The organism is Halobacillus sp. Marseille-Q1614, from assembly GCF_902809865.1.
Lineage (GTDB): Bacteria > Bacillota > Bacilli > Bacillales > Halobacillaceae > Halobacillus_A.
In genome coordinates this window covers 3,566,722-3,580,337 of record NZ_CADDWH010000001.1, presented here as the reverse complement: position 1 = coordinate 3,580,337, position 13,616 = coordinate 3,566,722, and the positions used below count along the sequence as shown (strand labels likewise).

The following is a 13,616-nucleotide window of genomic DNA, read 5'->3' as shown; positions in this document are numbered from 1 at the left end:
TAATAGATTAATTATAACAAAAAGTCCCCAGCCTCTGAAGGTGAAAAAAACATTCCCAAAAATCGTTTGAATTCGAGATAATAGTTGTCTAATAATTGACAAAATTCAGAGACAGTGATAATTTCGAATCAAGTGCAAAGGTATATTATGGGGCTTTTTGTAAGCGTTTGCACTAAATCGTTGAAACAGGAGGAATAAATAACGATGGTATATGCATTTCCTAACACGGAAGGATCGATTGTACAATTTAAAGAGCGTTACGACAACTTTATTGGCGGTGAATGGACTCCCCCTGTGAAAGGCCAATACTTCGATAATGTCTCACCAGTTACAGGCAAAAATTTCTGTCAGGTCGCCCGTTCAACGGAAGAAGATATCGAGCTTGCATTAGATGCGGCTCACAAAGTAAAGGACGCGTGGGGAAGAACTTCTGTAACCGAACGTTCCCTTATCTTAAATAGAATAGCTGATCGTATGGAAGAAAACTTGGAAAATCTGGCTGTTGCGGAGACATGGGAGAACGGTAAAGCCGTCCGCGAAACATTGAATGCGGATATTCCGCTCGCAATTGACCATTTCCGTTACTTTGCTTCTGTTATTCGTTCTGAAGAAGGAACGATTGGAGAAATCGATAACGACACTGTAGCTTATCATTTTAAAGAGCCGCTAGGGGTAGTCGGTCAAATCATTCCTTGGAATTTCCCAATTCTAATGGCCACATGGAAAATAGCACCTGCACTGGCCGCAGGAAATGCAATTGTTCTAAAGCCCGCAGAGCAGACGCCTGCGTCACTCATGTACTTACTTGAACTTATTGAAGACTTACTGCCGGCTGGTGTTTTGAACGTAGTCAACGGCTTTGGCTTAGAAGCTGGTAAGCCTCTCGCTCAAAACCCGAGAATCAATAAAGTAGCATTTACCGGCGAAACGACTACCGGGCGTATGATCATGCAATACGCTTCGCAAAATATCATACCTGTTACTTTAGAACTTGGCGGAAAATCACCTAATATATTCTTTGAAGATATCATGGATAAAGATGATGATTTCTTAGACAAGGCAATTGAAGGAATGGTCATGTTCGCTCTTAACCAAGGTGAAGTCTGTACGTGTCCATCACGAGCCCTTATCCATGAATCCATCTATGACAAATTTATGGAAAGAGCCCTCGAGCGTGTGAAAGCTATTAAAACAGGCAACCCGCTAGATCCTGAAGTAATGATGGGAGCACAGGCTTCCTCTGAGCAGCTGGATAAAATTCTGTCCTATTTAAATATAGGAAAAGAAGAAGGTGCTGAATGCTTAGTCGGAGGCGAACGCAATCAGATGGAAGGCGACTTTGCCGACGGTTATTATGTGCAGCCTACAATGTTTAAAGGAAACAATGAAATGAGAGTTTTCCAGGAGGAAATCTTCGGGCCTGTATTATCTGTCACTACGTTTAAAGACAAAGAAGAAGCTATGTCGATTGCCAACGATACATTGTACGGACTTGGAGCAGGGATCTGGACACGCGATATGAATACAGCCTACCGTTTCGGACGCGGCATTCAAGCCGGCCGAGTGTGGACAAACTGCTACCACTCCTACCCTGCCCACGCAGCATTTGGCGGGTATAAAATGTCAGGGGTCGGCCGTGAAAACCATAAGATGATGCTCGACCATTACCAGCAGACGAAGAATCTCCTCGTCAGTTACAGCCCGCAGAAACTAGGATTTTTCTAAAATCAAATGCGGAGGCGAGCGGTTAGGCCTGTACGCATAAGCTAAACGGCGAAGTGAAGCGGTCTTTTCTTCACATAGCCGGGTTGCTTATGACGCTAGGGACTGCGAGACGAAGCTGGACAATTGAAATGCGGAGGCGAGCGATTAGGCCCATACGCATAAGCTAAACGACGAAGTGAAGCGGTCTTTCTTCACATAGCCGGGTTGCTTATGACGCTAGGGACTGCGAGACGAAGCTGGACAATCGAAATGTGAAAATCGCCTGAACCTTTAAAAGGAGGTGACTCACCCACCATGGTAGAAAGAGTAACAGCTACTGAAGAAGCCCTTGAACTCATTGCCACATTAAAAGAAAAGCACGGGCCTCTTATGTTTCACCAGTCAGGAGGCTGCTGTGACGGGAGCTCCCCTATGTGTTATCAAGAGGGTGACTTATTAATTGGCAGTCAGGATGTGCTTCTTGGAGAGATTGGCGGAACTCCTTTCTACATGAATAAAAAGCAGTATGACTATTGGAAGCATACGCAGCTGATTATTGATGTAGTAGAAGGCCGTGGAGGTATGTTTTCCTTAGAAGGCGTAGAAGGTAAAAGGTTTTTATCAAAGTCGAGAGCTTTTACCGATGAAGAATATAAAGAGCTGAAAGCGCAGACACAATAAAAGGAAGCCTTGTAAGGGCTTCCTTTTTTATGCTTTATTCTTTATCTTCAACTAACTTCCTGACGTCTTCCACAATGGCTTCCATCTCCTTCAGCCCCTCGGAAGGCCTTTCAAGAAAGACACGATTTACTCTCTCGTGGATATGATCTGGTTTAATATTCATCGTTTCAAGGGCATCCTTCTGCCACTTATAGGATGGATGATGAACATACATACAATTCAAACCAAATAAGAGCCCCATGATTCTGGACTGCACGGAAGTCAGCACAGAATAAAACATCAGCCAGTCTTCCCGCTCAAGTAAGGCCTGACGGTTATCCCAGCGTTTCTCTAACCGGGAATATTCATCAATCATCTCACCGCTCAGCTGTTCAGGATAGACGAGCACTTTAGCTTTTAATCCATCGAGCAGCTCTTCTCCATACAAAGGAATTCCATAATGGATTGAAGCTACAATACATTGGTCATCTACATTTGTATCAAATTCTTTAGTTACCCTTTGGATACTACGCAGTACGGATTCTGTAAGAAAACTGCTGATCTCAAGCTTTACGCCTTCCACCCTGTAAGCCTCCGACCATTCATTTTCCTCGTACTCATGAAAATCGATAATCTCGCCTTGGACTTCATTAATTACGGCTAAGCGGTCTTCCTTATCAGGAGCTTCAGCCCACAATATGTTCAATTCAATATCTGAATGTTCATCCGCCCATTCTCTAGAAAGAGAGCCCGCAATATAAATGGCTTCAACTTTGGAGTTTTTCTCATAAGCCTGCGCTACCGTCATTGCTAATTGTTTAAGAGTCATCAGTTCTCTCCAACCTTTTTAGGAATATTCTACTTATGTATAACTAAAGTGTTACTTTTCTGAAAGTTATGTAAGTTACCAAGTTACCTACACCTTACCAAAGTATTGCCATTATTGCTATATAGATAGAGAGATTCATTGAAAAGGCTGTGGTGTGATTTTTTTCTTATAAACTTTTTTTCTTGCCTTCTCATGACAGCCGTTATTCTCAAATACTTTCAACATGGGGGTATTTTTGTGGCTTGTGGCTCCTATGTAATAAGACGCGTCAAATTCCTCTGCGAGCAGTTTAAGTGACGCTAAATGAATATCCTTCGCCAACCCAGTCCCTCGATGATTGGGAAGCATACCAAAATAAAAGAGACGGCCTTCTCCCTTTGTTCCCGGCTCGATATGGGGCATAGCTACCCCTGCAATCTCGCCATCAATGCTGGCGGTTAAACAGGATTTTTTATAAGCAGATCCTAATTCTTTTTTCACACTGCTCATGTGTTCATCCATATTTAAAGCGCTTCTCGGATTCAGCGATCCTTCCATAACTTTAAGCCAATGCTTCATAAAAGAATCCTCATCCGGCGATACCCATTCTATTTCGGTTCTATCAAGGGTTCGCCAATTCTTTAATGGGTGGTAGTAGAAAACCTTTGCATCTGTATAGCAATAGCCTTTTACCCTCAGGTCATTTTCTAATGAAACACTTCGTTCAGGACTCAGCATAAGTGTTAGATTTTCTACTTTTTTATACTGCTTCTCGATTTGTTCCAAGGTATTGAAGATTTCCTCATTTGTCAGCTCATCTGCCTCTTCAATAGTAATGAAATTTTCACCATATACGATTTTCATGAACTTGCCCCCTCATATTTAAAAATACCACACCCCGCTGAATGTTCTAACTATAAGCCGATTATTTCCATCTCAAGGAGGTCCCAAGATAAAATGTAATTTAACCCCCTATTAAGGAGTGATTGATAAATGAACAGAGAAATTCAGTTAGTTAAACGTCCAGAAACTACTCCGACCCATGAACATTTAAAAGTAATAGAAACGCAGCAGCCCTCCTCCCCTTCAGAAGGAGAAGTATTAGTACAAATGCTGTACATCTCAGTTGACCCTTATATGAGAGGGCGTATGAGTGATACAAAATCATATATAGAGCCTTTCCAATTAAATGAGCCGATTGCAGGCGGAGCGATCGCCCAGGTGATTGAATCGAACTCTTCTAACCTTAAGGAAGGGGACATCGTTACAGGCGCTCTTGAATGGAAAGAGCAGCTGATAGTAAAAGCTGCTGAAGTTAGAAAGATTGATCCATCTCTCGGCCCGGTTACTGCTTCGCTTGGAGTCCTCGGAATGCCGGGATTAACGGCGTACTTTGGCTTAACTGATATCGGATCACCCAAAGAAGGAGAAACCTTAGTCGTTTCCGGTGCAGCCGGTGCTGTAGGATCTACCGTCGTACAAATCGGGAAAATCTATGGCTGCCGCGTTGTCGGAATTGCCGGTACAGAGGAAAAAATATCGTATCTGAAACAGGAGCTCGGTGTAGATGCAGCGATTAACTATAAAGAGGAAAATGTTTCGGATGCTTTAGAAGCAGCATGTCCTGATGGTATCGATATCTATTTCGATAACGTAGGCGGAGATATTTCAGATGCTGTTTACCCTCTTCTTAACAAGTTTTCCAGAATCGCTCAGTGTGGGGCGATTTCCTCCTACAATAAGCCAGGGGATCAAGGGCCGCGCATTCAGATGCATTTAATTAAGTCAAGTTCCCTTATTAAAGGTTTTATCGTAGGCGATTATCAGGAGCGCTTTAAAGAAGGCTTCACCTATTTATCTCAATGGGTAAAAGAAGGGAAAATCACTTACAAAGAGACAGTCCAAGAAGGATTTGAAAACGTTCCTGATGCATTTTTCGGCCTCTTTACAGGAGAAAACATCGGAAAGCAGCTTGTAAAAATAGCAGATCCTAAATAAATACAAAAGAAGCGTAAGGATTCTCCTTACGCTTCTTTTAATATTAAACGCCGATCTCTGCCAATGCCTGCTGCAGATTGGCACGGGTTTTTACTTCACGAAACTCCATCCCCTGCTCAACAATGGAACGGGCGATTTCCGCTCGAATACCGGTTAATGTTGTCTCTACTCCAACAAGCTGAAGCGAGTGGGTTACTTGAAAAAGTGAATGGATAACGGGTTTGTCGATCACAGGGACCCCAGAAATATCAATAATCAAATACTGCAGCTGCAGTCTAGTACTTTTCTGCAAGGTAGTTTCCATGATGAGCTGAGCTCTATCTGGATCAATTTCTCCTACAACCGGCAGGACAGCCACACCATCAGCAATTGGAACAACAGGAACTGATATTTCCTTCAGTCTGTCCTGTGTTCTCTTCATCCTTTGATCATGATGGGCAATATAAATTTGGCTCAACTGCAGAATAATCTGGTCAATTAATGGATTAATAAACTTATTTACATCTAATATCGTAATGGCATGAAACTGTTTTGAATCGAGTTCTTCGTCAAAAGTTCCCCATACGACCGTTCGATAATGTCCTATTACAGCAATCGCATCATCAAGAGGAATATTGCTTTCTACAGACACCTCTCCAACCTGTTTCGCCCATTGAATAACTTTTCTTTCGACGAGGTGATAATCATCTGTTAACGATTCACCGAGGTACTGGAAAATCTCGCTCCTGAATTGAAGGATCTGCTCGCGCGATAGATCCTCCCGGTCGAGACTTCTTGCATAGCTGTCGGTTTCTACATCTGTCAGCTGCTCGGCAAGCTTTAACCGGTTACCAATAATTTTAGCCCCGATGTATTTCAATTCCTCTTTCATAGTTAAAAACCCCTCGCACTAAAGATTATTATATCTAAATAATAAGTATTTTTGACGGGATTGTAAAATCGAATAGAAGCTTTTTAATCATAGCGAGGAGACTCATACTGGCCAAACCACTCATAACGGTGGCTGGAAAACCACCTGTAAAAAGGGGGTCCTATTAAATTTACGGGGGGTAAATAGCTCAGCAGGCCAAAGATAGAAACGGGCGGCAGCTGAAGCAGCAGAAGGCGCACGGCATCAAAACCAGCTGCAACTTGTCCCTGGTTAGTTAACAGATGTATTTCTTCTGAAATGTTTCGTCCTTTTAAATAAGGGTAACCTTCACTTTTTTCTACTTCCTGTATAGAAACCCATTTTATTTTTTTACGCCAATCAAGCCGCCGAAGCGTTTTTTTCAGGTAGTAGCAAAATGGACACCGGGCGTCGTAAAAAACCACATGTCTCACAGAATGCCTCCTTAGAGAAGATCTACTCGCACCCATCCTCTTACACCATTAATCATCCAGATTTCTTCAAAGGAAGACAGGTCTTTTTTATAGAGGGTGTGTTCTTCTATTATACCTTTTTCTACTAAGCTTTCCCGAAACGTTCCTCTTAATAACCCCGATTCGACTGGCGGTGTGAGTAATTTCCCCTTATGTTTTACGACAAAATTGCCGATGGTGAACTCTGTCAATTGTCCCTCTTTATTCCACAGTAAAATTAAACCGGCCCCATCTTTCTGGTGGACATCATAGACGTCTCTGTAAGTAGTTTTATGGTAGAGAAAAGGATTGGCTTTATCAACAGGCTGATCAGCTAAACATCCCTTCATTTCATTTATATCTTCAACGATTTCTGCCGCCTCCGCCTCAACTTCCCCGTGTTCGCTCACAAGCAGGCGAACTTTATAAGTACCGTGTGTATAGCATCTCTTTAACTCTTCAATTTTCTGATTTAATAACTTTTCGTTAAGGCAGTAATTAAAATATATGGATGAATTTTTCAACCGATTTAAATGATAAGAAAACATGGGAAATTCGCCGTCTTCCAATCTCATTGACTCAAGCAGTTTAAAATCAGGTCGTTTTTCAGTAAGCAGCTTCGCTTTAGTCTGAAGCTCTTCATACTCTCCCAGTGGTGTAGAATCCCAGGTGATTCCGCCGCCCGTTCCGTACACAGCCCGGCTGCCCGTCAGCATAACTGTACGGATTGGCACATTAAAGACCGCGTCTTTCTCTGGCGTTATATAACCAATAGCGCCGCAATATACCTCCCTCGGTGATTGTTCTAAATCGGCAATGTAATCCATCGTCCGGATTTTAGGGGCGCCCGTGATCGATCCACAAGGAAATAAAGCAGAAAAAATATCCCACATCGCAGTATTTTCTTCTACTTTGGCCTCTACTGTAGACGTCATCTGATGAACGGTTGGATAGGTTTCCACATCAAACAGCCGCGGTACATGGATGGACCCAGGGACGGCAATCCTCCCTAAATCGTTACGCAGCAGATCCACGATCATTAAGTTTTCGGCTTGTTCTTTTGTTGATTTCCTTAAGAAACATTTTTGTTTTTCATCCTCTTCCAGTGTACGGCCTCTTTTCGAGGTTCCTTTCATCGGCTTCGTCTGCAGGGTCTCGCCTGCTTTTCTAAAAAAAAGTTCAGGTGACGCTGAAAGAATCTTCCGCTCCCCGCCAATATTTAAATAAGCGCTGTATCCTGCTCTCTGATTAGCAGCAAGCTGGCGGTAAAAAGAAAGGGCATCTCCTGAAAATTCGGCAGAAAGTCTTGTCGTATAATTGACTTGATACGTATCCCCAGATTCAATTGCGTCCTTAATTTGCTGTATCCCTGTTTGGTAACTCTCAAAATTGCCTTCCATCGACCAGTGAGAAACCTTGTAGGGTTCAGGTGACTTTGTTCGGTGATACACTTCAGGTTTTCTAAAAACACCGAACCAGACAAGAGGCCACTTGAAGAGACTATTTACTTTGTACACCTTATCAAAGGCGGGCGCCGCTTCATAAGAGACATAACCAGCAAGGTAAAAGCCTTTCTCCAGCTTCTTCTCTGCTTCTTTAAAAGCTGGTTCGACTTCTTCTACCGTATGGGCCGTAATAACCTCCAGAGGGTTTGAGAACTCAAGCTCCTCCTTTGTCCCTTCAGCATTTTCAAAATCGAACAATAATCTCGGCAGACTCATCGGCTCACCTCCAGCTGATGGGTCAGTGCTTTTTGATAAAAATTATTGAGTATTTCGAATCCATAATCCGTTATGATGGACTCAGGATGAAACTGAATGCCTTCAACAGGAAAGTATTTATGTCTTATTCCCATAACCGCTTCATCACCCTCGCTCACCGCACTTACCTCAAGGCATAAAGGCAGGCCTGACCGTGACGCCTGCAAAGAATGATAGCGGGTAACTTTAAGCGGACTTGGAAGGTTCTTGAAGGCAGAACGGTTATCGTGGCTGATTTTAACTACTTTTCCGTGCATCGGCTTCATAGCTTTTTCAATTTTCCCGCCAAAATATTCAACGATCACCTGATGTCCTAAACACACCCCTAAAATAGGGATTCGCTTATGGAAATGGTCAAGAATTTCCCTGCAGACCCCAGCATCTGCCGGCGTGCCCGGTCCAGGTGAGAATACAACTAGAGCAGGTGAGAGTCTTTCTATATCTTCAATGCTGATGTCGTTATTGCGAACAATTTCTACATCTTCTGTCATTTGTTTAAAATATTGAAAAAGATTATACGTAAATGAATCGTAGTTATCTATTAATAGGATCATGTTGTACACCTTCTCTTTTGTCGTATCTTCAGCTCTATTATATCGGTCTTTTCACTATTTTTCACGGTCCCTTTCTTTGTTATTAATGCTTTTCATGGAGAAACATGGATAATTTTGTAGAAATTTTTGATAAATCAGAGAAATAATTTGAAAATTTGAAAATTACCATAGTATAATAAAGGCACATGTGTAAGCGTATACAAAACAAACAGCTTATGATGTATCCATTTTAAGGAGGGGTTAATATGAGTGCGATCTGGCTTGCTTTAGCTGGAGGTATTGTCTTTATCTTAGGATATAAATATTATTCTAAATTTATAGCGGAAAAGATTTATCGCCTGGATCCTAACTATACGACACCCGCCCACAAGTACAAAGACGGGGTGGACTATGTTCCGACAAACAAATTTGTACTGTGGGGACACCACTTTACGTCTGTTGCGGGTGCAGCACCAATTGTAGGTCCTGCCATCGCTGTGTACTGGGGCTGGCTGCCTGCTATTATATGGGTACTTCTTGGTACCGTCTTTGCAGCAGGTGTTCACGATTTTGGTACATTAGTTTTATCAGTTCGTAATAAAGGACAATCAGTAGGAACATTAGCACATAAACTGATTGGACAAAGAGCCAAAGTTCTGTTCTTATTTATCATTTTACTGCTTGTTTTAATGGTTAACGCCGTTTTTGCCTGGGTTATTGCCAACTTATTTATTTCTTTCCCAGCAAGCGTACTATCCGTTTTCATCCAAATTCCGCTTGCCATTTGGATAGGTTATCGTGTATACAATCGAAAAGGAGGAATGCTGCTTCCTTCATTAGCGGCTCTGGCCGTTATGTATGGAACTGCTATTATCGCCAGTTATTTTCCTGTATTACAAATTGACCTCGTTCGTTACTTTGGCGGCGAAGGAGCTCAAGGACTATTTGGACTTGATGCTACAGCGACAGCCTTCTTCGTATGGATTATTGTACTAATGGTTTATGTATATATTGCATCCACACTTCCGGTATGGAAGCTATTACAGCCGCGTGACTATATTAATTCACATCAGCTCGTTGTAGGTTTAAGCTTGCTTTATTTAGGACTGCTATTTACAAACCCTGATATTACGGCACCCGTCACCAACCCGAATGCTGATACATCCTGGTTCCCGCTGCTGTTTATCACCATTGCATGTGGTGCCATTTCCGGATTCCACGGACTGGTATCTTCCGGAACGTCCTCCAAGCAGCTTGATAAAGAAACAGATGCTCGTTTTGTTGGATATTTAGGAGCGATCGGTGAAGGTGCATTAGCTTTAATTGCAATTATTGCCGTTATCACCTTTTTCCCTTCCACTGCTGAATTCACTGCCACTTACAGCGGGTTCACAGCAGCTAACGGAGCGGGACTGGGCGTCTTTATTCAAGGGGCCAGCGGACTGGCTGCAGGCCTTGGAATTCCAACTTCTGTAGCGGCCACTATTGTTTCTGTAATTGTAGTAAGTTTTGCAGCGACAACACTCGACTCTTCTGTTCGTTTAATGCGTTATATTATTGCTGAGCTTGGTATGGAATATAATGTTAAGCCTCTAACTAAAACTCACGTTGCTACTACTACTGCAGTTGTATCAAGTGCTGCGCTGACTCTTATTCCACAAGGTCCGAATGGGTTTGGTTCCGGCGGTTACCTGCTGTGGCCATTGTTCGGTACTTCAAACCAGCTTTTGGCAGGGATCAGCTTACTGCTCATCTCGATCTGGCTGAAACGCCAAGGAAGAGCTTATTGGCCGACTTTAATCCCGATGGCTTTCCTCATGTTTATGACATTATACGCCATGGGTATTCAAGTGCTTACTCAATGGGCGCCATGGACAGGTCAAAGCGATTGGCTGCTATTCATCTTCGGCTCCATTATTCTTGTTTTTGCCCTATGGATTATGGTGGTTGCGATTTCCGCTATTATGAATGGAGATCAAAATAAGATTGAGAAAAGTGCTTAAAAATAAAGAAAGCCGCGCCTAAATTGTGCGGCTTTCCTTTTGTCTAAGAAAGGTGATGAAAATGGTTGAGGTTATGATCATCCGTGCCGAGAAAGAAATTGGATTAGGCTGCTGCGGGGGAATCTGTAGTGACGGCTTTGTGGAGATGAAAGATGAATTTGCCTATCTTGATGAGGACCGACAGCGCTTAGGTGTGCTTTATCGTAAATTAAATGACCAATATAAAAGCCAGCTTCATATTACCTTTTTAGACCCGAGAAATCTCTTGGCAATTCAGCATTACTTTTATAAGCATGTGAAACAAGGAAACCTATCGATTATAGAAGCATTGAAGAACCTTCTTCTGCGAGTGAAGTATTACGCTGTTTTTATTAACGGCCACTACGCAGAAGAAGGATTAAACGATGATTATGATACACTTATTAAAGAAATGATGACGTAAGGTTGTGAGTGTATGACTAAGAAAAAACTATCATTGAAACGAATGTTTGAATTATATGATCAAATTTTGAGTCTTCCCCATAAAAACGAAGTAGCCAGAGAACTAAGGGATGAAGATGACCTCTTCCTCCTATTGGTCTATTCAGACATGCTTGGGATTCCTAATCCCGCCTTTTACTACACGTTAGAGCTCTACCCTTATATCATTGAAAAATTTCACGATTGGCATCTACGAATGGGGATGGAAAAGTCACCACTTGATGGAATTAGATGCTGCTAAAAGGAGTGTCCATCCTTATGAACGAACTACAGCAGAACAAAATCCTTTTTATAGGCGGAAAAGGCGGTGTCGGTAAGTCTACTTCTTCTGCTGCGCTCGCACTGGCACTAGCCAGAAGCGGTTATAAGACACTGATCGTATCGACAGACCCGGCCCATAACTTAGGAGATATTTTTCATAAAAAAATCAAACACGACAAAACACCGCTTGAAGCAAATCTATGGGGCATCGAAGTTGACCCTAACCGGGAATCAAAACGCTATATTCAGGGCGTGAAAGAGAATCTTGAGGGGCTGGTGAAATCCCGCATGGTGGAAGAAGTTCACCGGCAGATCGATATGGCAAGTGCTTCTCCGGGAGCCGATGAAGCTGCTCTTTTTGATCGTCTGATATCTATTATTTTAGAAGAGGCGGACGAATTTGATAAGATAGTATTTGATACAGCACCTACTGGCCATACGATCCGCTTATTAACACTCCCTGAATTAATGAGTGTCTGGATTGATGGAATGCTTGAAAAGAGAAAGAAAATCAATGATAACTACACACAACTGTTAAATGACGGTGAGCCTGTAGACGATCCAATCTATGAAATCCTGCAAAAACGAAAAGAAAAATTTGCGGCTGTACGAGAAATTGTTTTAGACGCGAAACAGACCGGCTTTATTTTTGTACTCATTCCTGAGCGCCTGCCTATTTTAGAAACGAAACAGGCCATTAAACAGCTCGATCAGCACCACCTTCACATTAAGACGCTGATCATTAACAAAGTGCTGCCCGACTATGCGGATGGAGAGTTTCTTGCCAAGAGACGCAGGCAGGAGAAAAATTACCTCGACAAGATCAACCAAACTTTTAAAAGACAACGCACGATTCAAGTACCTTTATTTGAGGAAGATGTGTCTGACATGGACAAGCTGTCCATTTTCGCAGAGCATCTCCAATCGATGATCAAGGAGGAAACGACGTAATGAAAGCAATTGTACATGAAAAAACAGAAGGCCTGGACGGATTATCTCACAGGGATTTTGACCAGCCCGACGTACAAGGAGATATGGTTAGAATTAAATTAAAAACGGCCGGAATGAATCGACGGGACATTGCGGTAACCTCCCGCCACAAAACTGATCAGCCTCCCCTCATTCCAGGATCAGATGGAGCAGGTGTTGTAGAAGCTGTCGGAGAAGATGTAAAGCTTATTGCCCCAGGCGATGAAGTCATTATTAATCCTGGGTTAGGATGGGAGAAAAACAGCGATGCTCCTCCTCAAGGCTTTGAAATCTTAGGCCTGCCAGATCACGGCACATTTGCCGAATACATTACGGTACCAGCCTCTAACGTAGAACATAAACCTAAGCATTTAAACTGGAATGAAGCGGGTGTTCTTCCTCTCGCAGCTCTGACGGCATACCGCGTCTTATTTACGAGAGGAAAAGTAAAAGAAGGCGACACGGTTATGCTTCCGGGTATAGGCAGCGGAGTTCTTACATTCGCGCTGAAGTTTGCTAAAGCAGCAGGAGCTCGCGTAATTGTCACTTCCCGCAGTGAGGAAAAATTAAAAAATGCGAAGGAACTCGGGGCAGACGTAACTATTCTAACTCAGTCCGACTGGAAAGAAGAGCTTAAGAATGAAACCGTCGATCTTCTAGTTGAAAGCATTGGCCAGGCGACATTTAATAAGTCGCTTGAAATCATCCGTAAAGGCGGTACAATTGTTACGTTCGGTGCTACAACCGAAGATGAAGTTAAGGTTGACATCCGCCAATTCTTTTACGGCCAATACAACCTGCTCGGTTCTACGATGGGCAGTGCAGAAGAATTTAGAGAAATGGTTAAGTTCATTGAAAAACATGAGATTAAGCCTGAAGTCGACCGGATGTTTAATTTGTCCGAGTACAAAGAAGCTTTTGAGTATCTAAGAGATTCGAAGAACTTTGGAAAAATTGGCTTTACAATAGAAGCTTAGTTCCACATCCCCTGTGAGCCCCCTAGCGTCACAGGGGTTTATTTTTAATAGGCTGACGCGAGAATCCTGCTTAAAAAACGGGCGGCCGGGACCCCGCAGCGCGTTTTTTGCGAGGAAGCTCA

General features: G+C 42.7%; 14 protein-coding genes. 8 read left to right on the top strand and 6 right to left on the bottom strand.

The window, feature by feature from the left end:
* Positions 1 to 204: 204 nt before the first annotated feature.
* Both HUS26_RS17935 and HUS26_RS17930 read left to right on the top strand, forming a co-directional pair.
* Entirely contained in the window at positions 205 to 1,725 is a 1,521-nt protein-coding gene (locus HUS26_RS17935) for an aldehyde dehydrogenase family protein (protein ID WP_173918402.1), read from the top strand.
* Positions 1,726 to 2,019: 294 nt separating this feature from the next.
* A complete protein-coding gene (locus tag HUS26_RS17930; RefSeq protein ID WP_173918401.1) occupies positions 2,020 to 2,385 on the top strand; it encodes a DUF779 domain-containing protein in 366 nt (121 codons plus the stop codon).
* 34 nt (positions 2,386 to 2,419) lie between these two features.
* Here HUS26_RS17930 and HUS26_RS17925 read toward each other — a convergent pair whose 3' ends face one another.
* Together HUS26_RS17925 and HUS26_RS17920 are read right to left on the bottom strand one after the other, a co-directional pair.
* The gene (locus HUS26_RS17925) at positions 2,420 to 3,193 is read right to left on the bottom strand and encodes a DUF4037 domain-containing protein (protein ID WP_173918400.1); all 774 of its coding nucleotides are present in this window, start codon (positions 3,191 to 3,193) and stop codon (positions 2,420 to 2,422) included.
* A gap of 135 nt (positions 3,194 to 3,328) precedes the next feature.
* The gene (locus HUS26_RS17920; protein WP_173918399.1) at positions 3,329 to 4,036 is read right to left on the bottom strand and encodes a GNAT family N-acetyltransferase; all 708 of its coding nucleotides are present in this window, start codon (positions 4,034 to 4,036) and stop codon (positions 3,329 to 3,331) included.
* A 129-nt stretch (positions 4,037 to 4,165) separates the two neighbouring features.
* On the opposite strand from HUS26_RS17920, the gene HUS26_RS17915 reads away from it, so the two are divergent.
* A complete protein-coding gene (locus HUS26_RS17915; protein WP_173918398.1) occupies positions 4,166 to 5,170 on the top strand; it encodes an NADP-dependent oxidoreductase in 1,005 nt (334 codons plus the stop codon).
* 43 nt (positions 5,171 to 5,213) lie between these two features.
* Here the strand turns inward: HUS26_RS17915 and HUS26_RS17910 are convergent, their stop codons facing one another.
* The 4 genes from HUS26_RS17910 to HUS26_RS17895 all read right to left on the bottom strand — a co-directional run bounded on the left by HUS26_RS17910 (position 5,214) and on the right by HUS26_RS17895 (position 8,825).
* Positions 5,214 to 6,041, bottom strand: a complete 828-nt coding sequence (locus HUS26_RS17910; RefSeq protein WP_173918397.1) for an STAS domain-containing protein — start codon at positions 6,039 to 6,041, stop codon at positions 5,214 to 5,216.
* A gap of 83 nt (positions 6,042 to 6,124) precedes the next feature.
* Positions 6,125 to 6,493 carry a thiol-disulfide oxidoreductase DCC family protein gene (locus HUS26_RS17905; RefSeq protein WP_173918396.1) on the bottom strand — a complete coding sequence of 123 codons (369 nt, stop codon included), beginning with the start codon at positions 6,491 to 6,493 and terminating at the stop codon, positions 6,125 to 6,127.
* An 11-nt stretch (positions 6,494 to 6,504) separates the two neighbouring features.
* On the bottom strand, positions 6,505 to 8,232 hold the full coding sequence (gene pabB / locus HUS26_RS17900; RefSeq protein ID WP_173918395.1) for an aminodeoxychorismate synthase component I: 1,728 nt from the start codon (positions 8,230 to 8,232) through the stop codon (positions 6,505 to 6,507).
* On the bottom strand, positions 8,229 to 8,825 hold the full coding sequence (locus tag HUS26_RS17895) for an aminodeoxychorismate/anthranilate synthase component II (RefSeq protein ID WP_173918394.1): 597 nt from the start codon (positions 8,823 to 8,825) through the stop codon (positions 8,229 to 8,231). Before HUS26_RS17895 ends, pabB begins: the two co-directional genes overlap by 4 nt.
* Before the next feature lie 245 nt (positions 8,826 to 9,070).
* Here HUS26_RS17895 and HUS26_RS17890 point away from each other — a divergent pair, with 245 nt between their 5' ends.
* The 5 genes from HUS26_RS17890 (at position 9,071) to HUS26_RS17870 (ending at position 13,494) form a co-directional block, all read left to right on the top strand.
* Positions 9,071 to 10,807: a carbon starvation protein A gene (locus tag HUS26_RS17890; protein ID WP_173918393.1), complete on the top strand. Its 1,737-nt coding sequence runs from the start codon at positions 9,071 to 9,073 to the stop codon at positions 10,805 to 10,807.
* A 61-nt stretch (positions 10,808 to 10,868) separates the two neighbouring features.
* The gene (locus HUS26_RS17885; protein WP_173918392.1) at positions 10,869 to 11,249 is read left to right on the top strand and encodes a hypothetical protein; all 381 of its coding nucleotides are present in this window, start codon (positions 10,869 to 10,871) and stop codon (positions 11,247 to 11,249) included.
* 12 nt (positions 11,250 to 11,261) lie between these two features.
* Positions 11,262 to 11,528: a cory-CC-star protein gene (locus HUS26_RS17880; protein ID WP_173918391.1), complete on the top strand. Its 267-nt coding sequence runs from the start codon at positions 11,262 to 11,264 to the stop codon at positions 11,526 to 11,528.
* A gap of 17 nt (positions 11,529 to 11,545) precedes the next feature.
* Positions 11,546 to 12,499, top strand: coding sequence for an ArsA family ATPase (locus tag HUS26_RS17875; protein ID WP_173918390.1), 954 nt, complete (start codon positions 11,546 to 11,548; stop codon positions 12,497 to 12,499).
* The gene (locus tag HUS26_RS17870; protein ID WP_173918389.1) at positions 12,499 to 13,494 is read left to right on the top strand and encodes a zinc-binding dehydrogenase; all 996 of its coding nucleotides are present in this window, start codon (positions 12,499 to 12,501) and stop codon (positions 13,492 to 13,494) included. The genes HUS26_RS17875 and HUS26_RS17870 overlap by 1 nt, the downstream gene beginning before the upstream one ends.
* The last annotated feature ends 122 nt before the right edge of the window (positions 13,495 to 13,616 follow it).

Excerpts from the sequence above, each read along its gene's own strand:
- HUS26_RS17935 (WP_173918402.1), top strand. The coding sequence starts at position 205 with ATGGTATATGCATTTCCTAACACGGAAGGATCGATTGTACAATTTAAA.
- HUS26_RS17930 (WP_173918401.1), top strand. The coding sequence starts at position 2,020 with ATGGTAGAAAGAGTAACAGCTACTGAAGAAGCCCTTGAACTCATTGCC.
- HUS26_RS17925 (WP_173918400.1), bottom strand. The coding sequence starts at position 3,193 with ATGACTCTTAAACAATTAGCAATGACGGTAGCGCAGGCTTATGAGAAA.
- HUS26_RS17920 (WP_173918399.1), bottom strand. The coding sequence starts at position 4,036 with ATGAAAATCGTATATGGTGAAAATTTCATTACTATTGAAGAGGCAGAT.
- HUS26_RS17915 (WP_173918398.1), top strand. The coding sequence starts at position 4,166 with ATGAACAGAGAAATTCAGTTAGTTAAACGTCCAGAAACTACTCCGACC.
- HUS26_RS17910 (WP_173918397.1), bottom strand. The coding sequence starts at position 6,041 with ATGAAAGAGGAATTGAAATACATCGGGGCTAAAATTATTGGTAACCGG.
- pabB (WP_173918395.1), bottom strand. The coding sequence starts at position 8,232 with ATGAGTCTGCCGAGATTATTGTTCGATTTTGAAAATGCTGAAGGGACA.
- HUS26_RS17895 (WP_173918394.1), bottom strand. The coding sequence starts at position 8,825 with ATGATCCTATTAATAGATAACTACGATTCATTTACGTATAATCTTTTT.
- HUS26_RS17890 (WP_173918393.1), top strand. The coding sequence starts at position 9,071 with ATGAGTGCGATCTGGCTTGCTTTAGCTGGAGGTATTGTCTTTATCTTA.
- HUS26_RS17885 (WP_173918392.1), top strand. The coding sequence starts at position 10,869 with ATGGTTGAGGTTATGATCATCCGTGCCGAGAAAGAAATTGGATTAGGC.
- HUS26_RS17880 (WP_173918391.1), top strand. The coding sequence starts at position 11,262 with ATGACTAAGAAAAAACTATCATTGAAACGAATGTTTGAATTATATGAT.
- HUS26_RS17875 (WP_173918390.1), top strand. The coding sequence starts at position 11,546 with ATGAACGAACTACAGCAGAACAAAATCCTTTTTATAGGCGGAAAAGGC.
- HUS26_RS17870 (WP_173918389.1), top strand. The coding sequence starts at position 12,499 with ATGAAAGCAATTGTACATGAAAAAACAGAAGGCCTGGACGGATTATCT.